Here is a 26,520-nt window from a genome sequence, read left to right as displayed (position 1 = left end):
TCCTGGAATGAGATGAATAATTGTAGTCTAAAAAGGATTGACAAATATCAGGACTGATCTTATACTAATAAAACAAATGAATGAGTCAATAAGTGATACTTTTATCAAGAGCGGTGGAGGAAACTGGTCCTATGAGCCCGCGGCAACCATTTATAAGCTGATTGCTTTATAAAAAGGTGCCCAATCCAGCAGACACGATGTCTGAAAGATAAAAGGGAGTAGGATATTGAATATTATTCGGCCCCTTTTTCTTTTCAGGAAAAGGGGCTTCTTGATTGATATAGAGAGAAAAGGAACATTATTGATATCTAAAACCAAGTAAATTTATAAAAAATATAAAATATATTAATTAGGAGATAGGAGAGAGATACATGAGTGCTTATGGAGCGTGGACGATTGGATTTGCACTAATTTATACACTGGCCTTGATTATTGTTGGAAACGTTGCTAAACGGAAAACTACTCGTGGAGATGGCTATTTTGTTGGTGGAAGAAATTTTAGGTGGTGGACGGTCGCATTTTGTATTACCGGATTGTTTTCAGGTTCAACGTACATATCAATTGTTGAATTATCATATCTTACAGGTGTGTCGGCAGTATGGTATGGGGTAGCAGAGACCATTCAAGTGTTGATTATTGCTTTATTAATTATTAAACCATTTCGTAAAAAAATGCTTACTACTGTATCTGGTCTCATCGGAGATCGCTATGGCCGCGGAGCGAAGGCTTTATCAGGAGCGATTACTGCCTTTGCATTTCCAATGTGGTCGGTAGCAACAGCGATTGCCTTTGCTTCTGCCTTTCACGTATTTACTGGCATCTCTTTATCCGTTTCTGTTGCTTTCACAGCGTTATTGTTATTTATTTACTTGCAGGCGGGAGGTATGTGGTCTGTCGCTTTTACACAGACGATGAATACGATTGTTTTTGCTTTAATGTTCATTGTCGGGGCCATCGCATTTTTCATCAATCCAGGTATATCCGGTATCCAACAGTTAGCTGTAGACCGTCCGGAATTGTTCGATTTTGGCGGGGCTGGCTTACAAGTCATCTTAGTATGGTTTGGGACATTCTTTGTAAACGTTATTCTTGCTCAGGCGGCTTTCCAAATGGCTTTATCAGCAAAAAGTCCGGAAGAAGGGCAGAAAGGTCTAATTATTGCTGAAATAATGAGTTTACCTTTTATCTTTTTTGGGGTGTTATTTGGGCTTTCCGCAGCTGTCGTCGTCCCAGGAGAAAGTCTTGGATTAGTCGCATTGCCGCTTTACTTAATGGAAGTTCTGCCTGCACCACTCGTTGGCCTGTTCTTTCTTGGTATATGGGCATGCGCGCTCGGCTGGGGAGCACCTTGTCAATTCTCAGGCGCGACTAGTTTAGGGAAAGATACAGGAAGTGCCATTTTTCCACAAGCAAATCCGGAACAATTGGTGAAGTATACCAAATGGTCCTTGTTGATATTAACAGGTCTGATGATTGTATTTGGTACCCTGCGGACAGAGCAATCAGCATGGTGGAATGTATTTGCTTGGACAATACGTAACTCCGCTACCTTTGCTCCCGTGGTTGCTGCTATATTCTGGCCGCTCGTTACACGGAGCGCGGTAGTTTCCTCATTAGCCACTGGATTTACTTCAGGCTTACTATGGTACCATTTAGGCGGATGGGCACCTGATCAGTTTTTCTTGAACATTCATCCTGTTTGGATAGGGATGTCTGTAAATATTGCTACAATCGTCTTTGTTACTGTATTAACTACTTTGGGTAAATGGAGCATTCAACCAAAAGAAAAAGCGGCAAAAGGATTCGGCTTCCTTGCCGTCGGGATCGTTCTTGTAGCGATTAATGTGGCTTATTTCCAACCACTGTATGAACAAGGACTCTTCGGGCTGGTTGCTTTCGCCGCTGTTATCGCCTTTTTCATTACGACAATGTTATTTGTGAGAGAGAAAGATACGGCTCATCGGATAGCGAAAACTGCATAATAAATTACAAAATCCTCGTTCCTGTCATAAGACGGAGCGAGGATTTTTGTATATAAAATCTAATGAAGAGTGAGTGGGAAAGTACGTAACTATGCATGCTGCCATTAGAAAAGGAAAGAATTTTACCTTCATTTATTGCTAAAGAGAATTTGAAGTCCGATTACTGTAAATAAGCTGCCTTGTATGATGTTCATCCGTCTTGAAATCATGGGGTTGTTAAAGATGAAGCGTCCTGTTTTACTCGCTAGTATACTAACAAGAGAAAAGATGACAAAAGCCTGTAGTAAGAATAAGAGGCCGAAGATTATCATTTGAATAGAGACCGGAACAGCTCCTTCATGAGTAAATTGCGGCAATAATGCTAGAAAAAACAACGACACTTTGGGGTTTAGTAAATTCATGACAATCCCTTTTCGGTACAATGCTTGATATTGCATGGAGGGCTGAGCATCCGCATCCAACGCTGCCTTTTCACGAGAACGAAAAGCTTGCCACGCTAAATACAGCAAGTAAGCGGCTCCTGCATATTTTACAATAGAAAAAGCGAGCGAAGATTGATAGATGAGAGCGGAAATACCAATGGCTGCTGCAGTAATATGTACCAATAATCCGGAACAAAGGCCGAGAGCCGTTGCTATTCCCGCTTTTTTATCTTGGGCAATGCTTTGAACAATGACAAAAAGAATATCAGGCCCTGGAGCTAAAGTAAGAGCCACTGCCGTTCCGATAAAAGCAAGAACAATGACAATATCCAATCCAAACTCCTCCTTTTATGCATGGTTAGTAAAGTATAAGATGTTAGAGAACGAATGTGTCCCATTTTGGCATTTTTTGAGAGTTATCTTCAGCCGCCATCAGCTCGAAGGCTCTCTAGCGTGCTCGTCAATAGGCAGGCACAAGCGCGCCTTTTATGAAGTCTCTGATTTCAGAAAATATTCAACGAAAGCGGTAAACTGACCAATGGAGTCCTTGGGAAAACGCTGAATTCTGCTTGCAGTCCATAGTGGGCGTTGAATCTGAATGCTACTTACTTGCACTTCCGAAAGGAGGCCTACCCTCAGTTCTTGCCGTACTGCCAAGCGGGAAACAAACCCATAGCCCAAACCGGACTGAACGGCGCTTTTTATGGCTTGTGTAGTACCTAGTTCAAGGGTTTGTTTGATTCTTCCTGTATTCAGCCGTTTGGCCAGGTGGTCCTCAATAATTTGCCGAGTAGCGGAATTGCTTTCTCGGCGTATCAGTCGGTCCTGGGTCAAATTGTTAGGCACAATTTGTTTCCCTGCCCATGGGTGACCGGGGGCCACGATGAGAATAATATCATCGTAAGCAATAACTCTTTTATTAAGCTCTTGGTTTGTTATACCACCTTCTACAAATGCGATCTCAATCTTTCTATTTTCAAGATCAGACAAAATAGTAGGGGTGTTGCTAATCGATAATTGCAAGTGAGTGGAGGGCTGTTTCTGCTGAAAGGCACTGATTATTTCTGGAAGTACATATTCTCCAAGAGTATAAGATGATCCGATGTTAAGGGAATGGGTTCCTTCGTTTCGGATGTTACTTATTGCCTCTACTGAATCATGGTAGTTTTCTATCATAGCCTTGGCATAATGGTATAGGCGTTTGCCGGCAGCAGTTAGTAACAGAGGAGTATAATCCCGTTCGAATAAAGAAGTAGAATAGTGTTCCTCCAACTGTCTGATTTTTTTCGTAGCAGCAGGTTGAGATAAAAAAGCTCTTTTGGCCGCACCACTGATGCTTTTTTCTTCGACTGCATAGCAAAAGAGCTGGAAGGTCTGAATATTCATACCATCGTCCCCACGTTAAATTTGAAAAAACATATTAATACCCATAATAATCACGACTGCGGCTAAAAGACGGACAATGGTGGTGGCTTTCATCTTTTTCGAAAGCATCGCTCCGGCTTGGGCACCAAGGAGAACACCGATTCCGCTCATGCCGACCACTGCCCAATCGACGGATTGGTCTATCACGGATGGAATGAGACCAACCAATGAATATATGGCAAGCGAAAACATAGAAGTTGCAGTGGCTGCCTTAATGGAAAGACTGTATCCATATACTAAAATAGGTACGAGCAGCCATCCTCCTCCAATGCCGAAAAAGGAAGAGATCACTCCTAACAATGCACCTGTTAATAACAATTTCCAGAATTCTACGGATTTATCTTCATTTTCTTCCTTAGTCTCCTCAGAGGACATAACATTTTCCGCCGTAGCGGCTGTTTCTGCTTCTGATTTGGCAGGCTTTTGCTTCTTTAATGTTAAGAATAAACCAAGACCAATGAGAAGACAAGCAAACAAAGCATAGAATATACCGTCCGGGCTGAAGGTGACTAGCCATTTGCCTAAAAAGGTACCGGGGATGGCTCCTAAAGATAAGAATAAACCTGTTCTTATTAGAATTCTTCGCTGTTTCAACAGTAAAGGCATCCCGGCAGCAGCATTAATGAATACAATAGCTAACCCTGTAGCCGCAGCAGCCTCCGGACTAATCTCGTAAAATGTTAACAGAGCCGGTACGAACAAAAAACCACCACCGGCACCGATGATCGTACCATAAGCGCTAGCGGCGAAACCCAATAAAATAAGCAGTATAAACGTCATGGTCACTCCTCCTTGCTGCTGTTACTTCTATTTATACCATGAAAAAAGGGGAGAAGAAGGTAAAACAGCAAAACAGAATAGCATATAACAAAACGCGATGAACGATAAAAAACGGTTCTCTGTCAAATGTGGTGGTGTGATTTCATGTCCTTCTCTTATTCAAAGGCTTTTCATTAACATGAGGGTACTTATAGGCCATAGAGAAAAAATACTCGCTTTCCGCGGACGAACGCCCGAGCCTCCTCACTTAGACCATTGCGGGGTCTCGGTCGTCCGTTTTTCCGCAGGAGTCTCGCATTTTTTCTCTGCTTCACGGTTTATCTATCATCCATCAGAGCTTTTCTTCCCTCTTGTCGCTATAATATTTTGCTTTTCTTCAATCGATATCATAAGACATGCGTTTGGTGACCTTAATGGTATTATTCACGCCTTCCATGCACTCATTATTGAATGCATACATAAAGGATTGTAAGATCTCTTTTCGGCCACCGTTTAAATGTCTTTATCACTTTAAGGAAGGCCTCTATAAAGGGGCTCTTTCCAAGTTCGGTTGAACCTCACGCCTTACTTCATCGAGCACTTAATACACTTGTCTCATAAAATGAAAACGATCAGCAAAGATACCCAACATTTCATGATAAAATGTTCTTGCACTCTTTTCCTCTTCTTTGATCTTTTGTGTCGCAACTTTAGATTGGCTAAAGAGAGGGAATGAGTGTATTTTTTGGCTTCTTTTAAGCCTTGATAGAATAGGAGGCACCATCACATTTAGTATAGAACCGAAAAAACTGTACAAAAAAGTGTCCCGTGAACCTGAGGAGGTTCCGGGACACTTTTAAAATGACTATTTAAACCTTTGGTGTATGTTATTTTTCTTATAAGTAGCGTGTTGAAATTCATGAAGTTCAAATGACAGAGCTAAGTAGCGTTTTTCTAGTAAATCTTCAAAGTGGTCAGTCATGACTTGAAATATATCATCGCATACTTTTTTCTTTTCCTCATCACTGCGTCCGCCACCAATACGAAGTTGAGCGTGCACGAATGCGTCATCTTCTTTGCCGTCTGCCACTACGTAATCCTTTAATTCTATGGCTCGTGAACGTATACCGCCGGTTGGAAATACACCCCCTTGATCAATGATGACATCGTTTACTTTTTGTAGAAGGGAAGGAATGTCTCCCTCTGATTTTAGGTTATCTGTATATTCCACAATGAAATGCGGCATGACATCTCCTCCGTTGTTAGATGTTGGAGTAATTGTAGCTGGGGATTAGGCAAATTCTTTATCACTAATAATATTATTTTTTAAAGCGCCGATACCTTCAATTTCAGTAACCACTTCATCCCCCGCATGAACACCAGCTGTTCCTTTTGGTGTTCCAGTCAAAATAATGTCATTTTCATTTAATGTCATGAAGCTGCTAAGATACTCAATTAAATCAGGAACTGTAAATATCATGTCTTTTGTACTGCCTTCCTGCACTACTTCTCCATTTACAATTGTACGTAATGGAAGATTCATAGGATCCTCTATATCATCTCGGTCTACAAGCCAAGGTCCAATCGGTGTACAGGTGTCGCGATTCTTAACACGCAGATTCGGACGATAGTAGTTTTCAAGATAGTCGCGAATAGCATAATCATTAGAAACGGTATATCCTTTTACATATTGATAAGCATCCTTTTTCTTGACGTTTTTAGCAGTTTTTCCTATTACAACACCTAACTCACATTCATAATGCATGAGTTCAACTTCATCTGGACGCTTCGTCCATGCATTGTGTCCAATAAAGGTGTTTGGGCCTTTTAAAAATACCAACGGCTCTTTAGGAGCACTAAAAGACAACTCTTTGGCGTGATCGGCGTAGTTCAAGCCTAGTGCAAATACCGTCTGTGGTTCCACAGGGGAGAGCCATTCTACTTCCTCTTCTGAGAATACACGGCCATCTGTTAATTTTACTTTTCCTTTATACTCAAAGGCATCATGGACTGTACCGCCTACAGCTACTCGTGCTTTTTTCATTGATGGAGCCTCCTTATTTGTCTCATTCTTCGTTATTCAGCTTCAACTTTGTTTTCTAGTGTGCCAATTCCCTCAATTTGTATGGCGACAGTGTCTCCTTCTCTCACAATCGGAGCATTTTCTGGTGTGCCGACGAGAAGGACATCATCTTTGTAGAATGTCATGAACTCAGAAACGTCCGCAATTAATTCCTTTACATTTCTTACAAGGTTCTTCGTCGAGTTTGTTAACTTTACTTCACCGTTTACCATTATTTCTATCCTCAAGTCATCCGGATTGGAGATGTCTTCTGCTTGTATGACCCAAGGGCCGATCGGACAAAAGCCGTCTCTCGCCTTTTGTTTAATGGCAGGGCGGTGTACACTTTCGTGAGGAATGCTGACATCATTTACAATGGTAAAGCCTTCGATATAATCAAGTGCCGAGTCAGCTTCAACTTGTGTTGTTGTTTTTTTAAATACTACCCCAAGAGCCGCACCAATCTGTAATTCTTGTTCTCCGTCAGGTAATGGGATAGAAGCTTGATGAGGGGTAAACGTGTTTATAGGCTTAATATATAAAACGGGCGCTTTTGGCGGAGCTTTATATGGATCTTCATTCAGACTGTCACCCATTTGCTCGAGCTGCCCTTTATAGTTAAGCGCAGTCCCATAGACAGTGCCAGACACAGGAACACGCCAGTGTAAATCGTTGGCTTGGTGTGTGTTATTTTTATGAGTTACTTGGTTAGTTGCCGTCTCCACTTCGACTGTTGTAGATTGATATAAGTCATTAAAGAGACTCCTTGCTTTCGCCATATATACATACAACTCCTTTATGGTCAGGAAGATAAATATATATGTTATTATATATAATGGGTTATAAGATTTCAATTAATTCTGATAATTAACAATGCAAGATGTTGCTTGCATAGATATAAAACCTTAGGTGGATCATAAATTTCGGTGGGGAAATATAAAAATTCTTCGAATGTTAAAAGGGAAAAACACGCGCAAAAAGAAGCGCCTTGTAGATGCTATAAAGAGGGAGGGCTGCCTGTAGCTATAATTACAGAATCAGCAGGAAATCCGTTTATAATATCGAAAATGCAAAATCTACCGACGCACAAGTTATTACGTAATAAGGGGATTTTTAGTCTTGTGGAGTACTGCCATAAATAGTTTCTAGGTTTTCTGCTGATAAGGTTTCCGGAGAATTATCAAATACGACTTTTCCGTCTGACAGGCCAATCACCCGAGTTGCGAAAGACTTAGCAAGGAAGACATCATGCACGTTAATAAGGGTAATAAGGTCTTCGTTTTCATGAATATTCTTCAAAAGTTGAAAGATGGAACGGGAAATACTAGGATCCAAACTAGCAACGGGCTCATCCCCCAAAAAAACTTCAGGTTCTTGCATCAGTGCTCGAGCTACACCTACGCGCTGCTTCTGGCCGCCGCTCAGCCATTCTACTCTGCGGTCGGTCATTTGTTCCAATCCCACTTGGCGTAACACCTCGTTTGCTTTTTGTATTTCGGAAGCATTAAAAAGGCCGAGAATATTTGAGATGGCGTTACGTTTACCAAAAAGGCCGGTAAGAATATTTTGCTCAACGGTAAGTCGTGGGATTAAATGAAAGTGCTGAAATATCATACCTGTTCTGCTTCTCCACTGACGTCGTTTGTTTTCAGACAGCTTAGATAGATCTTCTCCATTTATTAAAACCTTACCCTCACTTACGGGCTGAAGCGCATTTATAGTACGTATCATCGTCGACTTTCCTGCTCCGCTCGGACCAAGGACACAAATAAATTCCCCTCGCTCAAACGTGAGATTTACATTTTTTAAAGCCGCTTCTTTTGCTTGTGGATAAAATACGGTTACATCTTTTAATTCAATCATATTTTTCCCTTCTTTTTATCAAATCACTTTCTTACGAACAAAAGCCCCGAATAAATCAACAATAATAACTAAAATCATAATTAAAAGCACTTCAACTGTAACTGCTTGATAATTATAGCTGTTAAAATCATTGATCAATTTTTGTCCTATTCCTCCGCCTCCAATAAATCCGAGAATAAGGGAGGTACGAATGGCCACTTCAAACCGGTAAAAGTAATGAGATAAGACATTTGGCCAAATTTGTGGAAGGATAGAAAATAAATTACCTGTTCGACGTCCAGCGCCAACGGACTTCATTGCTTCCTGCGGCCCAGGATCTGCTGCTTCCACGAGTTCTGATATTAATTTACCCAACACTCCGATATTATGCAGTAAAATTGCCATCACAGCAGGGAAGGGGCCAAGGCCAAAAACTACTACAAAAATTAGACCAAATACAATCTCTGGAACAGAACGAAGAATAGAGAGAAAAAAACGATTAAAGAAATAAATGAAACGATTGCTTGTCGTATTTTTTGCAGCTGTATAACTAAGTGGTAAGGCGATTAGGAAAGCAATAAATGTCCCTAAAAATGCTACGGCAAGCGTAACAAGGATAGGATCCATCAGACTCGGAATAATATCCCAAGTACCGGGTAAAAATCGCTCTTGTAAAAATACAAATGCATTGCTGAGTTCCTTGAAATTTTCCCACTCAAATTCTGTTTTTCTCATGCTCCACCAGGTGAACAGAACTAAAACCGCGGCATAAATCCAGGCTCTTTTTCGAAACCAGCTCATTCCTTTAACCCCTTCTATTTAACGTACCATTCATATGTTAATCAAGACTGTCTGTGTTCAGCATACCAAAGTCTTCTGCTGCCTTTCTAATGCTTTCATAATGGCTATGATCTGTCTTTACGAACGCCGACGCTCCTCCGAATATATCCAAAATCTCCTGGTCTTCAATGTTTGTGAAAGCATCTTGAAGGTCCTCTTTTATTTCATCGTCCATATCTGCTGGCACGGCCCATGGATACTGATAGAGTTGTTCAGATTGCCATATTTTTTTAAATTGACTCTCATCTATTGTTCCGTCACTCACCAGTTCATGAAAAATAGAGCTGTCAATAGCACCCGCGTCCACTTCTTTACTTGCAATAGCCGTAGCCGTTACATCGTGAGAACCTGTATATCGCACAGTGGAAAAATCATGATCATCTTCTGAATTAAATACGCCTCGCTCTCTTAATTCCAAACCGGGGATCAATGAACCAGAGGTAGAGGAAATACTACCAAAAGCGAAGTCGACTTCCTCAGAGTCTTCCAGTAAATCATCCAAGTTTTCCCAAGGGCTATCTGCATGAGTGAGAATGTAGGAGTGATAATATGGTGTTCCATCAATTTCCTGCGTAATAATTGCTTCTGCCCCGCTAACTTCATGGGCAACGACATATGTAAGAGGACCGAGGTAAGCAAGATCAATATGACCGTAATTTAACGCTTCAACGACAGCGTTGTAATTTGGATAATGTTCTACTTCTACCGTTTGTTCCATTTGTTCATTCAAGGTATTTTCAAGTTTATCTAAACCAGTGGCCATTTCACCTGATGACTGGGCTGGAATTACTGCTACCTCCAGTGAATCATCGGAAGTATCCTTAGTATTTTCTTCTTGATTTTCCTGTCTCTCATTTTCTTCCCCGCCGCAAGCTCCTAGTAAACAAACAGAACTTACGATAAGAGCAGTGAACCATTTTTTCATACAAGTAATCCTCCCATTTCACAAATATCATTATCTCGCTCATTTAATTTCAAATCGTTGCGTAAATAAGCTATCATTGTTTATTCTTTGTGTAAAGGAAAAAAGGTCCTCAGTGGAAAGGAGAGGCTAACTGAGGTGGGGGGATAAGTGAGTATACTACCACCATTTAAAGTACTGAACCTGATCACATGAAGCAATGTGGTAATTTATGATGATATCATCGTTACATAAGTATGGAACGGCCACTTAAAAAAGGAATCTCTTTATACGAGGAGATTCGTAAATGCATCTGGTCTAAGAACAATCGATATAGTGTACCAATGTACCAAACGATAACGAAAAAAGCTCTCCGGACAGCACCAAGGGAAAAACGCATATCATGGGCGGTCGAATGAGAGGCCCTCTTTAAATGGATTCTTGCGTCTTTTTAACCAATATCTCTTCCAAAAAGTGATGAGTCTCTTCATTAGTACTATAGAGTTACCGGGATCAGTACGCTTTATTCCATTCAGGACACGTGCTTTTTCCTATTTTCCTCTATTTTTTTCATAAGCGGTCAGAGTATTTAATTTGTGCTGGCGTGTATATGCTTCTAGCTCCTCGGTAGGAGCTTTTTTCGTTAAAAGTTCAATGATATTATCATGTTCTTTTACAGATTCGGGCGCTCTCATCGGGAAGAAAGCAAATCGGGAATTCCTAACGGTATCTAACCTCTCCCATGATTCTTCTATTTGTTTAATAAGAAGTTTATTGGAGCAATGAGAGTAAATAGCAAAATGAAACTTCTTGTTTAATTCACTAAATGTATGAAGGTCATATTGATGAAGAGATTCTTTCATTTCATTATTAATGCCACGGAGCTCTTCGATATCTCTTTCGTTCATATAGGGAGCACTGCGTATAGTCGCGTAACCTTCAAGTACGCTTAATAGTTCTAATGTTTGCTTATAGACGTTCTCATCAATGGATAAAACAATAGCCCCAACATTGGGTTTATATTCGATAAGCTGATCTGCTTCTAAACGGCGGATAGCCTCCCGAACAGGGATATGGCTGGAACCAACCTCCTTTGCAATTTGATCCAAAATGATACGCTGGCCTGGAGCATATGTCCCATCGAGAATTCGTGTACGGAGTACGTTATATGCGTGTTTGCTTTTATTGATTTTTTTCTGTGTCATGAATTTTATTATATATAGTATTATATATAATGGCAACAGGACACCTTTTTATCACTACATTGTATGTGGGTAAGAGCTTTTGAATAGATCAAGTAATCGCTGGGCTGTCTTGGTTATATAATGGTCTTTTTTCCAAATGAGACCGAGCTCGGCAGCAATAGAAGCATCTTCTAATTCCAACACTCGTATATTATCATAGGGAAACCCATATAATGTGGATTTAGGAACAATAGTAGCACCAACACCACTGGAGGCAAGGGAAAGAAGCATGGTAGCGTCAGGACATTCACATATAACGTTAGGTTCGAATCCATGATTCCTGCATTCATTAACAACGAGCTCGAATTGCCCTGTTCCGCTAATTCGGTGTAGTAGCATGAGAGGAATGTCTTTTAATTCTTTCATGGAAACGTGAAAAACATCTGACTCACCATTCTGCCATTCTTCCGGAATAACAACGACGTATGGTTCGGAAGGGAGACGTAAAATAGAAAATTCCTCCAAGTTAACGGGGAGACGGACAAGAGCAAGCTCAATCTCCCGTTTTGTGATGCATCCTTCTAAAAAGTATGTATCACCTTCACGGAGTTGATATGAAATGTTTGGGTGCAGCATCCGGAGGCGCTTTAGCTGTTCTGCCAGATAGGAAAAACATGATTTATTGGAACCTACCGACAAGACCCCGCGGATTCCTTCTTTGGTTTCTTTCACTTCAACCATCGTTTCCTCCAGGTCTCGAAGAATCTTCTTTGCTTTCTTGTATAATACCTCTCCTGCCGCGGTTAATTCCAGATCACGTCCATGTCGTTCAAACAGTTTACCATCTACCTCTTCTTCCATTTTTTTTAATTGCTGACTGAGAGGCGGCTGTGCCATATGAAGTTTTCTAGCAGCCTTTGTCACTTGCTTTTCCTCTGCCACAGTACAAAAATAGCGTAAATGCTTGATATCCATATTAATTTTATCCTTTCTTCCATTCTGTTCAAGTCATTGTATATTAAAAAAGTATAAAAAACCAATATTTTAAATATTTTTAATATAATATATAACATGATATGTTGAAAACACAAGTATTTAGATAATTCCATAAACATACCTTATTTTTATTGAAAGTTGCGTTATTCCATGATAGGAGGAATGAAAGCATGAGTAATGATCGTCTAACTGATGTTAGCGAAGCAGGGAAAAAAGTAATCAATTCTATTACAGACATCAAACTATATATTGACGGTTCGTTTGTCGACGCCGAGAGCGGGGAGACGTTCGAGAATATCAGTCCTTACACGAATGACAAAATCAACGAAGTGGCTTTCGGAGATGAAGCGGATATCGATAAAGCAGTCAAAGCAGCCCGTAAAGCCTTTAAAGGAGAATGGGGCGGCTTGAAATTGAAAGACCGTCTGGCTTACATCTATAAAATCGCTGATTTGATTGATGAGCATATCGATGAAATCGCGCCGCTGGAGTCGTACGACACAGGTCTTCCACTGAGCCAGACGAAGAAAATGGTCGCTCGTGCGGCCAACAACTTCCGCTTCTATGCGGAAATGGTATCCGCCCGTTTGGTTGGAGAAACATACCAAGTGGATGATGAATTCTTAAACTACACGGTCCACGCTCCGGTAGGAATTGCCGGTCTCATCACTCCGTGGAACGCTCCGTTCATGTTGGAAACGTGGAAAATAGCCCCGGCGCTTGCGACAGGAAATACGGTCATTCTTAAGCCGGCCGAGTGGTCCCCGCTCACCGCGAACCGTTTGGCGGAAGTGATTGACAAAGCCGGACTTCCAGACGGTGTCTTCAACGTGGTACACGGCTACGGAGAAATGGCAGGGGCCTCTTTGGTGGCGCACCCGGATGTAGAACTGATCTCATTCACCGGGGAGACGACAACCGGCTCAGAAATTATGAAAAACGGCGCAGATTCCTTGAAACGCTTTTCGATGGAACTCGGAGGGAAATCGCCAATCATCGTGTTTGACGACGCTGACCTGGACCGCGCGTTGGATGCGGCGACGTGGGGAATCTTCTCCTTCAACGGGGAACGTTGTACAGCGAACTCGCGCTTATATCTTCACGAAAGTATCGCAGACTCTTTCATTGAACAGCTGAAGGAGCGGGTGGACAACATTATCGTCGGGGATCCAATGAAAGAAGAAACCCAAGTGGGACCGCTTATCCACCGTAAGCACTATGAAAACGTAAAGAATTATCTCGAGATTGCGAAGGAAGAGGGCTGCGAAATCATCAGCGGTCATATTCCAGAAGGAACGAAAGGAAATTATATAGCACCGACGATCCTCTTGGATGCGGATAACAGCATGAGAGTCGTTCAGGAGGAAATCTTTGGCCCGGTGATCGCGGTCATGACCTTTACAGATGAAGACGAAGTTATCGAAAAAGCAAACGATGTCCGTTACGGTCTTGCAGGTTACGTGTGGACGAATGACATCAAGCGCGGCCATCGTGTCGCTCAAGCAATCGAGTCCGGCATGTTGTGGGTGAACTCTCAAAACGTACGCGACCTCCGTACGCCGTTCGGCGGATCAAAACACAGTGGTATCGGACGAGAAGGCGGCCATTATGCGTTTGAATTCTATACCGAGCAGAAGATTATTCATGTAGCCATTGGTGATCATCATATCCCGCAGTTTGGGAAGAAAAAATAATTTCTTAAGGAGGAGTTTTTGATGCCTGCAAAAACAGGAGCGGAATACAAAGAAAGAATTCGCAATGCGAAAAACAATGTGTATATTCATGGGGAGCGCGTCGAAGATCCGACGACGCATCCCGGTTTTAAAAATGTCATAAATTCGATGGCAAAGCTGTATGACCTGCAATACGAAGAGCCTGCAAAAATGCTTTATACTTCCCCGACATCGGGTGATAAAGTCGGTATGACATTTATGCGGCCTGAAACAATCGAAGATCTTGGGAAAAGAAGAGAAGCTATTCAAGCATGGGCACGAACTTCCGGAGGGATGATGGGGCGTTCTCCCGACTATTTGAATGCGGAAGTGATGGCGATGGGTGTTGCAAATGATCTTTTCGCAGAAGATGACCCTATGTTTGCTGAAAATGCGAAAAATTACTACGAATACGCTCGTGAAAACGATATTAGCTTAACGCACACGCTTATACACCCGCAAGTAAACCGTCAAAAAGCACAGTACGAACAGAAAGATGCGAATGTAGCACTCCACTTAGTTGAAAAGAAATCTGACGGGATTATTGTAGATGGCGCGCGTCTTCTGGCAACACAAGGCGGCATAACAGATGAAATCCTTGTATTCCCATCCACAGTGAAAAAAGCTGGAGAACAAGATGACCCATATTCCCTTGCATTTGTAGTACCAAACAATACACCAGGATTGAAATATATCAGCCGTGAATCCTTCGATTACGGTAAAAATGAATGGGATCATCCGATGAGCAGCCGCTTCGAAGAAGGCGATGCAGTTGTTTACTTTGATAATGTGTTCGTTCCTTGGGAGAAAGTGTTTGTTTGCGGGAACTCTTCCATCTGTAACCGTACGTTCCGTGATACAAACGCTGTTGTTCATATGTCTCACCAAGTTGTTTCTAAGAACATCGTAAAAACTGAATTTATGCTTGGCATCATTTTAAGCGTCATGGATGCGATTGGCATTGATCAATTCCAACACGTACAAGACAAAGGCACAGAAGTCATGCTTATCCTTGAAAATATGAAATCTCATCTATTCCGTGCCGAGCACAATGCAAAACTAGATAAGTGGGGTACCATGACTCCAGATTTCGATGCGCTCAATGCAGCGAGAAACTGGTATCCGCGTATTTACCCTAGAATCGTTGAGATCTTGAGAATCTTAGGAGCATCTGGTTTGATGGGTATTCCAACGGAAGCAGACTTCCATAACGATGAAATTGGCCAGCTTGTAAATAGAGCTCTTCAAGGTAAGAACCTCGAAGGTTATGAAAGAGTTAAACTCTTCCGTCTCGCTTGGGACGTTACATTGAGTGCTTTTGGAAGCCGCCAAACGCACTATGAGTATTACTTCTTTGGCGATCCAATAAAAATGGGAATGGCATATTTCGATCAATTTGAAAAAGAACCATATAAAAAGTACGTACAAGAATTCTTAAACCAAATCAAGACCTCAAAACCAGTGCTTTAGTATAGGAGGTATTTGTTATGAGTTTTGATATCATTCGTGCTGGACGCGCTATTTTACACGTAACGGATCTGAACAAGTCAAGAGAGTTTTATGATGCGCTTGGCTTCGTCGAGACCGACTCGGATGAAGAAAACATTTTCTACCGTGGCATTGAAGAGCGGAACCATCATTGCTTGTGGTTGAAGAAAAAGCCGGAAGCAGCCGTGGAGGCCATCAGTTACAAAATGGCTTCTGAGAAAGATCTCGATGCGTTACATGCACATTTCCAGCGTCAAGGTTTTCAGACGAAATGGATGGAAAAAGGAAGCCAAACAGCTATCGGACGTACGCTGCGTATCCGAGACGTTTCGGGGCTCCCGATTGAATTTTACGCGGAAATGGATCAAGTGAATCGCATGACACAGCAATTTCACTTGCATAAAGGGGCGAAAGTCCAGCGCATTGACCACTTTAATTGCGCCGTGCCAGATGTGGAAAAAGCATACGATTACTACGTGAAACAATTAGGATTTTCCTGCTCCGAGTACACAGCGACCGAAGAAGAACGTATTTGGGCAGCGTGGCTGCACCGAAAACCAAGTGTTCATGATGTAGCTTTTATGAATACACCGGGTCCTCGTCTTCATCATGTTGGTTTTTGGTTGAAAGACCCTCTTAGTTTAATTGATGCATGCGATGTGCTGGCGGCAATGGGGAGGGGGAAAGCCATCGAGCGTGGGCCGGGGCGACACGGACTATCCAATGCCTTTTTCCTTTATTTGAGAGATCCAGATGGGCACCGTATAGAGCTATACAACGGAGATTATTTTACAGGGGATACAGATTTTGAACCGATCCGATGGGCCCTTGATGATCCGATGCGTCAGACATTTTGGGGTCACGAAGCACCAGACAGCTGGTTTGAAGAGGCATCTGAAGTGCTTGATATTCATACAGCAAATAAAATCAGTATCAAAGAACCAACTTTGAAAAAGCGCAAGCCAAATTTTGTAATATGAAATCTTGCTCTAAACGGAGTGGGGAAACCGCGGATATGAGTCTAACGAGAAATAACGATGATAAATGGGAGGGGATATGTCCCTCTATTTTCTTTATCGGGCTAATAATTGGCACTCGAGGTATGCATTCAGGAAAGTAATATAATAGGGAAGGATTATATAAATCGTACGACGATGAAGAAAACATGAGACTGCTTTTAAGCAGCCCCATGTTAGTAGTCGTATAGATAAATATTTACATTTCCTTAATACGTTTTAAATAGTCACCGAACTGTTCTTCATATTGTTCATGGAGTGGCTGGATTTTCTCACGGAATGCTTCGATATCTACATCATCGGCTTCCGTAATTTCTACACCGTCTTCCTGAACTGCCTCTTTTGCCTGCTCTACTAAGTCTTGGTTAATATCACGCTGGATTTGTGCATATTCTTTACCCACGTCTACTATTATTTCTTGAATGTCTTCCGGCAAAGACTCGTAAAAGTCTAAATTCATTAGAAGCGTAGCCGAAGCATAGTAAAATCCTACTTCTGATAAGTAATCCTGTACTTCATATATATTTTTACCCCAGAATATTGGGTAAGGCTGGTCTGTTCCATCTATGACCCCTTGTTGCAGGGAGGAGTACACTTCAGGGAAGGCCATTGGCACAGGATCGGCCCCAAGCATACGATAGGCATCTAAAAACATGTCGTTCTCGACTGTACGGATCTTAAGCCCTTCCAGATCCTCTGGAGATGTGATCGGTCTTTCGTTATTAGCAAGGTGACGATTCCCGTTTTCCCAAAAAGAAATGCCTTTCAATCCCTCTTCTTCCATGCCATCAAGTATTTCTTGAGCAAGGTCACTGTCTAAGACTGCGTACGCATGTTCTAAATCTCTGAATAGGAATGGCATTTCAAAGACGGTTATATCTTCTACAAAGTTACCAACAACTCCCGTGGTTACAACGCTCATGTCAAGACTGCCTAATTGAATCTGTTCTGTAACGTCTCGTTCGCCACCAAGTTGGCCATTACCAAATATCTCAAATTCCACACGACCGTCTGTTGCTTCTTCAACAGCTTCAGCATACTGTTCCATCCCGATGGAATATGCTTCATCAGGTCCTGCTATGTGGCCGACTTTAATGGTGATTGGATCATCATTAGACTCACTTATGTTTTCTTTTTCATTGTCATTTTTCGCTTCTCCCGCACTGCTTTCTTCTTGTCCACCCCCACAGGCTGCCAGCAGTGTCAGTGTCAGCAGAAAAAACAATGAAACAAAAATTTGCTTCATTATTTTATACCCCCTTATATGTTCTGCCTTTATGTTCTCTGCAAGGTTATGTACTTGAATGGCTATGGAAAGACTGTAATGTTATCTCAAAGAAATAAAGTTTTAAATCATGAACATACCAATGAACTTCTTATAACGGTTTAGCCAAGACAAAGCACACCCTTTTAGTGTCTAAAAATTTACACTATTAAAAGATAAATGTCAATTTTCTGAATGGAATCTAAATAGTATAACTGTGTTTATAATTATCTGACAAATATATTGAAATAATATATGAAAATATATATAATTAAATTAGAGTAAAGGTATCCTGTCTCAATAAATATTAATCTTGCTAGTACAAGGAGGAGTATCGATGACTCAACGTTACGCGGAGATTAAAAAAAAGTTAAGAGGATCCATCTGTCCGGTTATTACGCCATTTAAAGCGAACTACGAGCTAGATTTAGAGAAACAATCTGAATTAATTGAATGGCAATTGGGAAATGGCACTCATGCTATATCAGTGACAGGGACATCTGGTGAACCAAGTTCTCTTACGACAGAAGAGCGCGTCCAAGTAATGGAAAATGCTATGAAAACGATTAATGGACGTGTTCCGTTTGCACCAGGTACAGGCTCTGTGAATCACGACGAGACAATGTATTTGACAAAAAAAGCACAGGAAATGGGAGCAGACGCTGCTATGGTTATTGTTCCTTACTACAACAAACCGAACCAGCATGCTCTTTATAAGCATTTCAAAACAGTTGCGGATTCAGTAGACATCCCAATTATTATCTATAATATACCTGGGCGGACAGCCCAAAACATGGAAGTTAAGACAATGTCCCGTCTCGTAGAAGATTGTCCTAATATTGTTGGTGCGAAGGAATCAAACAAGGATTTCGAGCATGTTAATAGAGTGATGCTTAACTGTGGAAGGGATTTCCTTCTTTATTCAGGAATTGAGCTTCTCTGCTATCCTATGCTTACTATCGGGGGAGCTGGTTCTATCAGCGCAACAGCGAATGTAGAACCGAAGAAAGTGGCGGAAATGCATGATGCGTGGGAAGAAGGAGATGTAAAGAAAGCTCAGGGTCTTCACTATGAACTTATGAACCTGAATGACGTTCTTTTCAAAGATACAAATCCAGCTCCTGTGAAAGCTGCTTTAGGAATGATGGGTAAAATCGAGCCGGTACTTCGTATGCCAATGGATCTTCCATCTGAGGCACTACAGGAGGAAATTCGGGAAACATTGAAGCAATACAATATTGAGGCCCCAGTTGCAAAATAATAATTCAGTTGAAAAAGAAGAAGGGGGGGGTCGTTACACAACTAGAATCCCTGCATAGAAGAAACAAAAGGTTATCGCTTCCATGCCTTGAGACTGTGGCAATAACCTTTTGTTTACACTAACTCCATGTTTTTAGTAAGTCTTCCGAGAAGTAACCGTCCTATGACTACCCTTTTCGTTCGTTTGTTCATTGAAATGATCCCAAATCACTCGAGTCGCGTCGATTTGCTGACTAACAGGACCGTTAAAAGCAGGAGGCTGTAATTTGGGTCCTCCAGGCCAAGTGTGTCCTCCCCCTTTTATAGAATAAAAGGTCACCGGAGAACGTCCAGCATGATCATTAAAACGGATGCAATCTACTCGGGTTGCATCTTCTAAAACTTTAGTAGGCAGCCGTTCTGTTACTACTTGTGTTACTTCGTATGACCCGTAAGCAAAAGCTTCAGCTGTTTTTTGTGCTCCTAGTAATTCATATATCGCATATTGATGCTCCCCGGCTGCGTGGGCAGCAGAATAGGGGATAATAGGGTCATCCGTACCCATCATAAAGACAAGGGGAGGCATATCTTCAACTTTGTCGCTGAAAGCTAATGGAAGTGGACCAGAGACAACTCCAATTCCTGCAAAAGTATTCGGAAGATCGATAGCTAATCTTAAACTAAAACCAGAACCATTGGAAAACCCGGTAGTGAATATTTTACCCTTATCTACATAATACAATTGTTTCCATTGTTCAATTAATTGTTTAATAAATTCTATATCGTTTACGTTTGCTTCCTTAGCAGGATTGCCTGATACTCCTTCATTCCATTGCTTGGATGAAGGGTTAGAAGGATCTAATTTGGTAGATTCAGGGTATAAGACAAAGAAATTCTCTTCTTCTGCCAGGTGATGAAATGTTGTTAAGCGGCTATGGTAGGATGCGTCGCTTGCAGCCCCATGAAAACTTAAGAGTAAGGGGATAGGTGCTGATCCCTTGTAGGAAGTTGGTATATAATATAAAAAAGATCTTTCTTGACCTTGGACAACAATGGTTTCTTTGGATACTTTTCCTTTTTTCATTGTATTGGTCTTCACCTCGCTCAAACACTGCTAATCTCTTTAAATAGAAGGCTATACTCGATGAACAGCCTTATTTTTTAATGATTCTGCTGCTTCAAGCCAAGCTTCGTTAAAGCTAGGGTGAGGGTAGAAAGGGTAAGTAATATCTTCATCCCGTGCCCCCATCTCAAGCGACTGTACAGCTTGGCTGATCATCTCAACAGATCCCTCTCCAATAGCTTGAAATCCTAGAATAACATCTGTTTTTTTCTCGCTAATGATCTTAATGACACCTTCTTTTTTATTTGTTAAAGCTGCATATCCGTTTGCGGATAAGGAGAAATTCCCAACTGCTACATCAAAACCTTCTTTTCTAGCAGATTCTGCGGTGAGTCCCACAGACGCAATGGGGCGAATAGCATGAGTCACTTGTGGAATAGCATAGGGGTCCCATTCACTTTTCTCTCCAGCCATTCGCTCCCCGGCAACTTTTCCTTGTTTTATAGACTCTACTGCTAATTCGCTATTCGGGGTGACATCACCTACCGCAAAAATGTGAGGTTGATTTGTTTCTGTTGTAGGGGTGATGGGTATAAAACCATATTCATCTGTATTCACTCCACATGCATCGAGACGCAGGGAGGGTGTATTTGGTTTTTGGGTGCAGGATATATATAAATGAGAAGCAGTCACTGTTTTCTCTTTACTGTCAGATAGGAAACTCACGGTGATGTCATTATCTCCTGGAGAACATTCTTCTAGGGAGGTTTCTTTTATTACCTTTATTTTATGTTTTTTCATAAGACGTAATAATTCTTTTGTCACAGCCGGGTCATAAGGTAATTCATCCTTGTACGCGAAAGTGACTTGAGAACCTAGAGCTGAAAACGTAGAAGCTGCTTCCACTGCTTGATAATCGGATCCATAAACGATAAGGTGTTCCGGTAATTCCTTTAATTTGTAGAGAGTGGAAGGATCTAAAATTCTTTTATGTTCCATAGAAACGGAGTCGGGGCGTGTATAGGTCGCCCCCGTTGCAATAACAGCTTGCTCAAATTGATATTTTTCAAATGACTCGCCACGCTCTACACCAATTTGATTATCGGCGAGGAATGTTGCCTCCCCTTTAATCATTTCAACATGATACTTGTTTAAAAGGGCTTTTACACCTTTTGTTAGGTTAGTAATAATGGTTTCTTTTCGTTCTTGTAGTGCACTCATATCAAATGATAGGGAAGAGGCAGTAACGCCAAATGAGCTTAAGTCAGCTGCATCTCGCATCCTTTTCGCAGCTTCCGCAAATAATTTAGAAGAAATGCAGCCATTATTTAAGCAGATTCCACCAATCGCGTTCTTTTCAATAATAGCTACTTCTTTACCGAGTTGGGCGGCCCGGATGGCAGCATGATAGCCTCCAGGACCACCGCCTACAATAATCACTTCTTTCTCGTGTGAAAAGTCTCCTACCACCACTTATATCAACTCCACTAGTAATAAATTAGGGTTTTCTAATAATTGCTTGAGTCTTGTAAGGAAGGTTGCCGCTTCAAATCCGTTCAACGCTCGCGTATCAAAGAAAAGAGTGGTGTCCATATACGGCTGAATTACAACTTCGCCGTCCAACACAGCAGGTCTCTCTTCTTCAGGAGATACAGCAAGAGTGGCAGCCTGACCTTTTGGCAGAGCTGTGGAGATTCGTGTGTAGTTATCTGTAATGAATATAGAGAATGTAGAGATATTGTTAGAAGAGCTTTCTTCCTCTAGCTTACGTTCTATTTCACGCAAGCCTAGTTTCTCAACGTTCTCGATCCGTTGCATTTTATTTTCTACGTGTACACCGATGTGATAATCTGTGAAAAACCTTACTTTTTGCTCTTTTTCATCAACGAATGCATTCACTTGAGGGTATTCTCGTGAAGCAACTTGAGCACTTTTTGCTAGAAACGCGAATGGAGAGATTCCAAGTTGATCACTTAGGTCTTTAATGGCACGCGTGTTAATAGAGACACTATGACCCGCAACGGGAGTGTGTAAAAATGATCTACTGTCATGAGAGTGTACTTCGGTGTGAAAAAAATGACTTTCTTCTGTTTCTCCACTTTCGTCTATGGATAGCTGGGCTTCCTCCAGCTCACTGGTCTCTATAGAGGATGGTTGTTGACGTATATAGGCATAAACATCTTCGTCCATAACCCGGCCGGCTGGTCCTGTCCCTTTCACTTTCTCAATATCAATATCATTATCACGGGCAATCTTCCTTGTATATGGCGCAGCTAGCACACGTCTTGCGGTAGAAACGGATTGTGGCTCTTCCATTGGGCCTCCAGCAGCCACTGGTTCGCGAACCTTCTCTGTCGTCTGTTTGCTTAGCTGGGAGTTTGTGTTGTTTTCATTTTCGTTCCCAATTTTTAAAATAATATCTCCGACTTCCACTATGTCACCTTCTTGAACTTCGATGGAAGTAACTGTTCCTGCTTTCGGGGCAGTAAGTTCAGCGGTCATTTTATCTGTTTGTATTTCAACGAGAGGTTCGTCATTTTTAACACCATCTCCCTCTTTTACGAGGAATTGAAGAATTTCAGCTTCATGCATTCCTTCGCCAATATCATGAAGTTTGACGTCAATCATACGACCGGCACTCCTTCCTTTTGCATATCCTAACGCCTGTGAGGGGCGCTCTAGCTCTATTATTAAAAATCCACTGCTCGCTCAATGGCGGCTTGAATTTTTGCGGCACTTGGCAAATATTCTTGCTCTAATGAATAAACAGGTACTGGTGTATCAAAGCCGGTGACACGCTGAATTGGCGCACGAAGGTAAAGGAAAGAAGTATCATTGATGAGAGAAATAACATCATTACTTACTCCACCTGTAGCGGGAGCCTCATGAACAATGGCTGCGCGGCCTGTTTTTTGGACCGAAGATGAAATGGTGTTTTTGTCCAGTGGATAAAGTGTACGTAAGTCGATGACCTCACATGAAATATTACGTGTCTTTTCAAGTTCTTTTACTGCTTTTAACGTGTCTTGAACCATCGCTCCCCAAGTAAAAACAGAGATGTCTTCCCCTGTTTTCAGTACGGATGACTTCCCGATGTCAATGTAATATTTTTCATCGGGCACTTCTGTACGGCTGGATCGGTAGCAACGCAAAGGTTCCAAAAATAATACTGGATCTGGGTCTTCTAAGCTTGAAATGAGCAGGCCTTTTGCATCGTAAGCGTTTGATGGAACAACGACTTTTATGCCGGGCATGTGAGTGAAAAGACCTTCCACGCTGTCTGAGTGAATTTCTGGAGCGCGTACTCCGACGCCATATGGAGCGCGAACGACTAATGGCACAGTATAGCGGCCCATAGAACGCTGTCGTAAGCGTGTTGCGTGAGTCATTAATTGGTTGAAAGCCGGATAAATAAAGCCGAGAAATTGAATTTCTACTATAGGGCGAAACCCATTCACGGCTAAACCAATGGAATTCCCAATAATACCAGATTCCGCCAGGGGGGTATCGATCACACGATCTTCACCAAATTCCTCGTACAATCCTTCTGTTGCACGGAATACCCCGCCATTTTTACCGACGTCTTCACCTAGAATTAAAATATCATCATTTTCCTTTAACATAAGACGCATCGCTTCTCGAACGCCCTCTATCATCGTTAATTTCTTCGTTTTAACATCAGTTGTACTCATTGTGTTTGCCTCCTTTTAATTGCGAGATGCTCATTCACTTGATCCTGAATTGTCCAAGTAGGTTGGTCGTAGACATGATCAAAGAGATGGGCAAACTCATGGTCTGGGTAAGATTCCATTTCCTCGAGGGCGGTTTCAATTTCGGACATAATGGAGCTTTCCAGTTCATTAATCCATGCTTCCTCCCAAGCAGACTGTGCTTTTAAGAAACGTTCGATACGTAGAAGAGGATCGGTTGTTTGTCTTCTTATCTCACTTTCTTTTTGATCACGATACATAGAGGCGTCGTCTGCGGTCGTATGAGCACCATAACGCCAGGTGACTGCTTCAATTAACGTCGGACCGTTACCGGCACGAGCGCGTTCTACCGCTTCCTGCGTAGCAAAATACACAGCGAAAACATCATTTCCGTCAATTCTTACAGAGGGAATATTGTAACCCAGTCCTTTCTGGGCAATCGTCTTCGACTTCATTTGCTTTTCCATAGGGACGCTGATCGCATAACCATTATTTTGGTTAAAAAAGATAGTCGGTGTATCAAAGACACTGCCGAAGTTAAGGGCTTCGTGAAAATCACCTTCCGAGGTCGCTCCATCTCCAAAATAAACGAGAGATACCCGATCGGTTCCGTGCTTTTTCTCTGCCCATGCTGCTCCCGTAGCATGGAGGAGCTGAGAAGCGATAGGAATGCCAGGAGGGAAGATATGAATCCCTTCAGGAGGGACGTTCCCTTCATATCGACCTCGCCAGTTTAAAAGTAAGTTCCGCATGGAGAAGCCAAAAGTAAGAGTGGCGGCATGATCACGATACGTCGGGAACATCCAGTCTCCTTCATCAAGGGCGCAAGCGCTTCCAATTTGGGCCGCTTCTTGTCCTTCGTACGGTACATAAGTGCCAATACGTCCTTGGCGTTGAAGATTGACACATTTCTTGTCAAGAAGGCGAGCACGCAGCATTTTATAATAAAGATCTTTTGTTTTATCGATTGAAATTTTTTCTTTGTATTTCTCGTCTGTAATATGGCCGTCTTGGTGAATGACTTGCTGGATGGGAAATTGATCAAGCATGAGGAGACATCTCCTTTCTGTTTTGAAGGAATTCATGCAACTCTTGCTTCATTTCTTTCGTTCCTTTTGGTGTATTTGTAATCTTCTGAAGTTAGCTTATATTCATCGGAAAATTCGTGCAAGAGCGTAAGTTAAAGCTTTTAAGCTTTTACGTGTTGAATAGTTAATAATTTTGTTTTTACGGACGAAATCGAGGAAAATCTAATCTTCCTTCGATGGGAGTGGTAAGGGAGGGGTAAGTATGTAAAAGTACAAATCTGCGAATTGCTGCTTTCAATAATAGGCTTGAATAACATGGAATAAATAGTTCATCGCTGTGACAGGAAGGAAGCTGGTGAATAACCATACACAACGGAGCTGATAAAAAGAGCAATATAAAAAAGGCTGAGAACGGAGAGGTCCCCGTCTCAGCCTTCCTTTATAAAACTTATTTTTACGCTTTTTGCATGTCTTCTTCTTCGATACGCTTCAAGCGTTCATCAATTTCTTCTTGTGATAGATTATGCTCGATCACATAACGGTTTCGAGGTGAAACTCGGCATTCATGCGTACATCCGCCGAGATATTTGTGTTCATTCTCTTCGGAGCATATAATTTGTTTGTTGCAATCTGGTTCTGCGCAATTGATATAACGCTCACAAGGTGTTCCATCAAAGTAGTCACGACCGACCACGTTATGCTCGATCTGGTTAATTGGAACACTGATTCTTTCGTCGAACACATAGCATTTTCCGTCCCAAAGGTCACCTTTTACTTCTTCATCTTTTCCATACGTAACGATACCACCGTGAAGTTGAGCGACATCTTCAAACCCTTCTTTTTTCAACCAGCCAGAGAATTTCTCACAACGAATACCACCAGTGCAATACGTGAGAATTTTCTTGCCCTCAAGTTTTTCTTTATTTTCCTCGACCCATTCAGGGAGCTCGCGGAATGCTTTAATATCCGGACGAATCGCCCCTCTGAAATGACCTAAATCGTATTCATAATCGTTACGGGCATCCAAAACAACAGTATCCTCCCGCAAAAGCGCGTCACGAAATTCTTTAGGGCTAAGATATTCACCCGTGATCTCGTTCGGGTCAATATCATCTTCGAGACGAAGTGTGACAAGCTCCGGGCGGTGACGGACATGCATTTTTTTAAAAGCATGTCCTTCCGCTTCATCTATTTTAAAAACGATGTCAGAAAAACGTGGATCGTTTTTCATGTCTTTCATATACTGTTCTGTCTGTTCCACTGTCCCAGAAACCGTGCCGTTAATTCCTTCGGTAGCCACAAGAATCCGGCCTTTCAAACCGAGGTCTTTACAATAGTCTAAATGATCGGCGGCAAATGTCTCTGGATCCTCAAGTGGTGTGTAATAGTAATAAAGTAATACGCGATAATTTTTTTCTCCCATTATTCATCACCTATCTGTTTTATATTTGCAAGATATAAACTCGTATAGGTGTATACGATATCTCTTACAATATTCTATTGTATATAGAACTATACATCGATTGCAACCTCTATTCACTATTCGGTTTAAAGACAGAATAATGTTATAATAAATGGAAAAGAGAG

General features: G+C 41.7%; 23 protein-coding genes, 1 pseudogene and 1 riboswitch. Of the genes and pseudogenes, 5 read left to right on the top strand and 19 right to left on the bottom strand.

The genetic code is table 11. The features are described 5' to 3' along the window. Positions 1-98: 98 nt before the first annotated feature. Positions 99-215: riboswitch (SAM riboswitch) on the top strand. Positions 216-371: 156 nt separating this feature from the next. Then, positions 372-1,982, top strand: coding sequence for a sodium:solute symporter family protein (locus tag BM095_RS10915; RefSeq protein WP_091661548.1), 1,611 nt, complete (start codon positions 372-374; stop codon positions 1,980-1,982). Positions 1,983-2,110: 128 nt separating this feature from the next. On the opposite strand, the gene BM095_RS10910 is transcribed toward BM095_RS10915, so the two are convergent. From BM095_RS10910 to BM095_RS10860, 12 genes and pseudogenes are all read right to left on the bottom strand, one after another. Further along, positions 2,111-2,737 (bottom strand): LysE family translocator, encoded by a 627-nt coding sequence (locus BM095_RS10910; protein ID WP_091661545.1) that lies wholly within the window; start codon positions 2,735-2,737, stop codon positions 2,111-2,113. Between the two features lie 153 nt (positions 2,738-2,890). Then, positions 2,891-3,790, bottom strand: a complete 900-nt coding sequence (locus tag BM095_RS10905; protein WP_091661542.1) for a LysR family transcriptional regulator — start codon at positions 3,788-3,790, stop codon at positions 2,891-2,893. 15 nt (positions 3,791-3,805) lie between these two features. Further along, positions 3,806-4,609, bottom strand: a complete 804-nt coding sequence (locus BM095_RS10900) for a sulfite exporter TauE/SafE family protein (RefSeq protein WP_091661539.1) — start codon at positions 4,607-4,609, stop codon at positions 3,806-3,808. Between the two features lie 382 nt (positions 4,610-4,991). Then, positions 4,992-5,231: pseudogene (locus tag BM095_RS16935) on the bottom strand (transposase); the annotation flags it as partial. Between the two features lie 222 nt (positions 5,232-5,453). Further along, positions 5,454-5,834 carry a 5-carboxymethyl-2-hydroxymuconate Delta-isomerase gene (locus tag BM095_RS10895; protein ID WP_091661536.1) on the bottom strand — a complete coding sequence of 127 codons (381 nt, stop codon included), beginning with the start codon at positions 5,832-5,834 and terminating at the stop codon, positions 5,454-5,456. A gap of 45 nt (positions 5,835-5,879) precedes the next feature. Further along, positions 5,880-6,632, bottom strand: a complete 753-nt coding sequence (locus tag BM095_RS10890) for a fumarylacetoacetate hydrolase family protein (protein WP_091661533.1) — start codon at positions 6,630-6,632, stop codon at positions 5,880-5,882. A 32-nt stretch (positions 6,633-6,664) separates the two neighbouring features. Next, positions 6,665-7,429, bottom strand: coding sequence for a fumarylacetoacetate hydrolase family protein (locus tag BM095_RS10885; RefSeq protein WP_091661530.1), 765 nt, complete (start codon positions 7,427-7,429; stop codon positions 6,665-6,667). 334 nt (positions 7,430-7,763) lie between these two features. Next, positions 7,764-8,513 carry a phosphonate ABC transporter ATP-binding protein gene (gene phnC, locus BM095_RS10880; protein ID WP_091661528.1) on the bottom strand — a complete coding sequence of 250 codons (750 nt, stop codon included), beginning with the start codon at positions 8,511-8,513 and terminating at the stop codon, positions 7,764-7,766. 18 nt (positions 8,514-8,531) lie between these two features. Continuing rightward, positions 8,532-9,293, bottom strand: a complete 762-nt coding sequence (phnE, locus tag BM095_RS10875; protein ID WP_091661526.1) for a phosphonate ABC transporter, permease protein PhnE — start codon at positions 9,291-9,293, stop codon at positions 8,532-8,534. A 37-nt stretch (positions 9,294-9,330) separates the two neighbouring features. Continuing rightward, a complete protein-coding gene (gene phnD, locus BM095_RS10870) occupies positions 9,331-10,257 on the bottom strand; it encodes a phosphate/phosphite/phosphonate ABC transporter substrate-binding protein (RefSeq protein WP_091661525.1) in 927 nt (308 codons plus the stop codon). A gap of 527 nt (positions 10,258-10,784) precedes the next feature. Then, positions 10,785-11,438: a GntR family transcriptional regulator gene (locus BM095_RS10865; RefSeq protein WP_091661800.1), complete on the bottom strand. Its 654-nt coding sequence runs from the start codon at positions 11,436-11,438 to the stop codon at positions 10,785-10,787. Between the two features lie 54 nt (positions 11,439-11,492). Next, positions 11,493-12,392: a LysR family transcriptional regulator gene (locus BM095_RS10860; protein ID WP_091661522.1), complete on the bottom strand. Its 900-nt coding sequence runs from the start codon at positions 12,390-12,392 to the stop codon at positions 11,493-11,495. A gap of 191 nt (positions 12,393-12,583) precedes the next feature. Between BM095_RS10860 and hpaE the strand changes: the two genes are divergently transcribed. From hpaE to hpaD, 3 genes are read left to right on the top strand one after another with little or no spacing between them, the layout of a single operon-like run. Continuing rightward, positions 12,584-14,107, top strand: coding sequence for a 5-carboxymethyl-2-hydroxymuconate semialdehyde dehydrogenase (gene hpaE, locus BM095_RS10855; RefSeq protein WP_091661519.1), 1,524 nt, complete (start codon positions 12,584-12,586; stop codon positions 14,105-14,107). A gap of 21 nt (positions 14,108-14,128) precedes the next feature. Beyond that, the gene (gene hpaB / locus BM095_RS10850) at positions 14,129-15,595 is read left to right on the top strand and encodes a 4-hydroxyphenylacetate 3-monooxygenase, oxygenase component (protein ID WP_091661517.1); all 1,467 of its coding nucleotides are present in this window, start codon (positions 14,129-14,131) and stop codon (positions 15,593-15,595) included. 17 nt (positions 15,596-15,612) lie between these two features. After that, positions 15,613-16,593, top strand: coding sequence for a 3,4-dihydroxyphenylacetate 2,3-dioxygenase (gene hpaD, locus BM095_RS10845; RefSeq protein WP_091661514.1), 981 nt, complete (start codon positions 15,613-15,615; stop codon positions 16,591-16,593). A 235-nt stretch (positions 16,594-16,828) separates the two neighbouring features. Here the strand turns inward: hpaD and BM095_RS10840 are convergent, their stop codons facing one another. After that, positions 16,829-17,875 (bottom strand): TRAP transporter substrate-binding protein, encoded by a 1,047-nt coding sequence (locus BM095_RS10840; protein WP_091661512.1) that lies wholly within the window; start codon positions 17,873-17,875, stop codon positions 16,829-16,831. A gap of 355 nt (positions 17,876-18,230) precedes the next feature. Here BM095_RS10840 and hpaI point away from each other — a divergent pair, with 355 nt between their 5' ends. Then, complete coding sequence (gene hpaI, locus BM095_RS10835) at positions 18,231-19,154, top strand: 2,4-dihydroxyhept-2-ene-1,7-dioic acid aldolase (RefSeq protein WP_091661510.1); 924 nt, start codon at positions 18,231-18,233, stop codon at positions 19,152-19,154. A gap of 132 nt (positions 19,155-19,286) precedes the next feature. Here the strand turns inward: hpaI and BM095_RS10830 are convergent, their stop codons facing one another. The 6 genes from BM095_RS10830 to trhO all read right to left on the bottom strand — a co-directional run bounded on the left by BM095_RS10830 (position 19,287) and on the right by trhO (position 26,356). Further along, positions 19,287-20,216, bottom strand: a complete 930-nt coding sequence (locus BM095_RS10830) for an alpha/beta hydrolase family esterase (protein WP_091661508.1) — start codon at positions 20,214-20,216, stop codon at positions 19,287-19,289. A 51-nt stretch (positions 20,217-20,267) separates the two neighbouring features. Next, positions 20,268-21,668 carry a dihydrolipoyl dehydrogenase family protein gene (locus BM095_RS10825; RefSeq protein WP_091661507.1) on the bottom strand — a complete coding sequence of 467 codons (1,401 nt, stop codon included), beginning with the start codon at positions 21,666-21,668 and terminating at the stop codon, positions 20,268-20,270. Further along, positions 21,669-22,823, bottom strand: a complete 1,155-nt coding sequence (locus BM095_RS10820) for a dihydrolipoamide acetyltransferase family protein (protein ID WP_091661505.1) — start codon at positions 22,821-22,823, stop codon at positions 21,669-21,671. A gap of 62 nt (positions 22,824-22,885) precedes the next feature. After that, the gene (locus BM095_RS10815; protein WP_091661502.1) at positions 22,886-23,887 is read right to left on the bottom strand and encodes an alpha-ketoacid dehydrogenase subunit beta; all 1,002 of its coding nucleotides are present in this window, start codon (positions 23,885-23,887) and stop codon (positions 22,886-22,888) included. After that, positions 23,884-24,954, bottom strand: coding sequence for a pyruvate dehydrogenase (acetyl-transferring) E1 component subunit alpha (gene pdhA / locus BM095_RS10810; protein ID WP_091661500.1), 1,071 nt, complete (start codon positions 24,952-24,954; stop codon positions 23,884-23,886). The genes BM095_RS10815 and pdhA overlap by 4 nt, the downstream gene beginning before the upstream one ends. Before the next feature lie 433 nt (positions 24,955-25,387). Further along, complete coding sequence (gene trhO / locus BM095_RS10805; RefSeq protein WP_091661495.1) at positions 25,388-26,356, bottom strand: oxygen-dependent tRNA uridine(34) hydroxylase TrhO; 969 nt, start codon at positions 26,354-26,356, stop codon at positions 25,388-25,390. Between the last annotated feature and the right edge of the window lie 164 nt (positions 26,357-26,520).

This window comes from Alteribacillus iranensis (assembly GCF_900113025.1).
In the GTDB taxonomy this organism is placed as follows: Bacteria; Bacillota; Bacilli; order Bacillales; family Marinococcaceae; genus Alteribacillus_A; species Alteribacillus_A iranensis.
This window is presented reverse-complemented; position numbering and strand designations above follow the sequence as displayed.

Bases quoted from the DNA above. Each gene is read 5' to 3' on its own strand.
- BM095_RS10915 (WP_091661548.1), top strand. From the start codon at position 372: ATGAGTGCTTATGGAGCGTGGACGATTGGATTTGCACTAATTTATACA.
- BM095_RS10905 (WP_091661542.1), bottom strand. From the start codon at position 3,790: ATGAATATTCAGACCTTCCAGCTCTTTTGCTATGCAGTCGAAGAAAAA.
- BM095_RS10900 (WP_091661539.1), bottom strand. From the start codon at position 4,609: ATGACGTTTATACTGCTTATTTTATTGGGTTTCGCCGCTAGCGCTTAT.
- BM095_RS10895 (WP_091661536.1), bottom strand. From the start codon at position 5,834: ATGCCGCATTTCATTGTGGAATATACAGATAACCTAAAATCAGAGGGA.
- BM095_RS10890 (WP_091661533.1), bottom strand. From the start codon at position 6,632: ATGAAAAAAGCACGAGTAGCTGTAGGCGGTACAGTCCATGATGCCTTT.
- BM095_RS10885 (WP_091661530.1), bottom strand. From the start codon at position 7,429: ATGGCGAAAGCAAGGAGTCTCTTTAATGACTTATATCAATCTACAACA.
- phnC (WP_091661528.1), bottom strand. From the start codon at position 8,513: ATGATTGAATTAAAAGATGTAACCGTATTTTATCCACAAGCAAAAGAA.
- phnE (WP_091661526.1), bottom strand. From the start codon at position 9,293: ATGAGCTGGTTTCGAAAAAGAGCCTGGATTTATGCCGCGGTTTTAGTT.
- phnD (WP_091661525.1), bottom strand. From the start codon at position 10,257: ATGAAAAAATGGTTCACTGCTCTTATCGTAAGTTCTGTTTGTTTACTA.
- BM095_RS10865 (WP_091661800.1), bottom strand. From the start codon at position 11,438: ATGACACAGAAAAAAATCAATAAAAGCAAACACGCATATAACGTACTC.
- BM095_RS10860 (WP_091661522.1), bottom strand. From the start codon at position 12,392: ATGGATATCAAGCATTTACGCTATTTTTGTACTGTGGCAGAGGAAAAG.
- hpaE (WP_091661519.1), top strand. From the start codon at position 12,584: ATGAGTAATGATCGTCTAACTGATGTTAGCGAAGCAGGGAAAAAAGTA.
- hpaB (WP_091661517.1), top strand. From the start codon at position 14,129: ATGCCTGCAAAAACAGGAGCGGAATACAAAGAAAGAATTCGCAATGCG.
- hpaD (WP_091661514.1), top strand. From the start codon at position 15,613: ATGAGTTTTGATATCATTCGTGCTGGACGCGCTATTTTACACGTAACG.
- BM095_RS10840 (WP_091661512.1), bottom strand. From the start codon at position 17,875: ATGAAGCAAATTTTTGTTTCATTGTTTTTTCTGCTGACACTGACACTG.
- hpaI (WP_091661510.1), top strand. From the start codon at position 18,231: ATGACTCAACGTTACGCGGAGATTAAAAAAAAGTTAAGAGGATCCATC.
- BM095_RS10830 (WP_091661508.1), bottom strand. From the start codon at position 20,216: ATGAAAAAAGGAAAAGTATCCAAAGAAACCATTGTTGTCCAAGGTCAA.
- BM095_RS10820 (WP_091661505.1), bottom strand. From the start codon at position 22,823: ATGATTGACGTCAAACTTCATGATATTGGCGAAGGAATGCATGAAGCT.
- BM095_RS10815 (WP_091661502.1), bottom strand. From the start codon at position 23,887: ATGAGTACAACTGATGTTAAAACGAAGAAATTAACGATGATAGAGGGC.
- pdhA (WP_091661500.1), bottom strand. From the start codon at position 24,954: ATGCTTGATCAATTTCCCATCCAGCAAGTCATTCACCAAGACGGCCAT.
- trhO (WP_091661495.1), bottom strand. From the start codon at position 26,356: ATGGGAGAAAAAAATTATCGCGTATTACTTTATTACTATTACACACCA.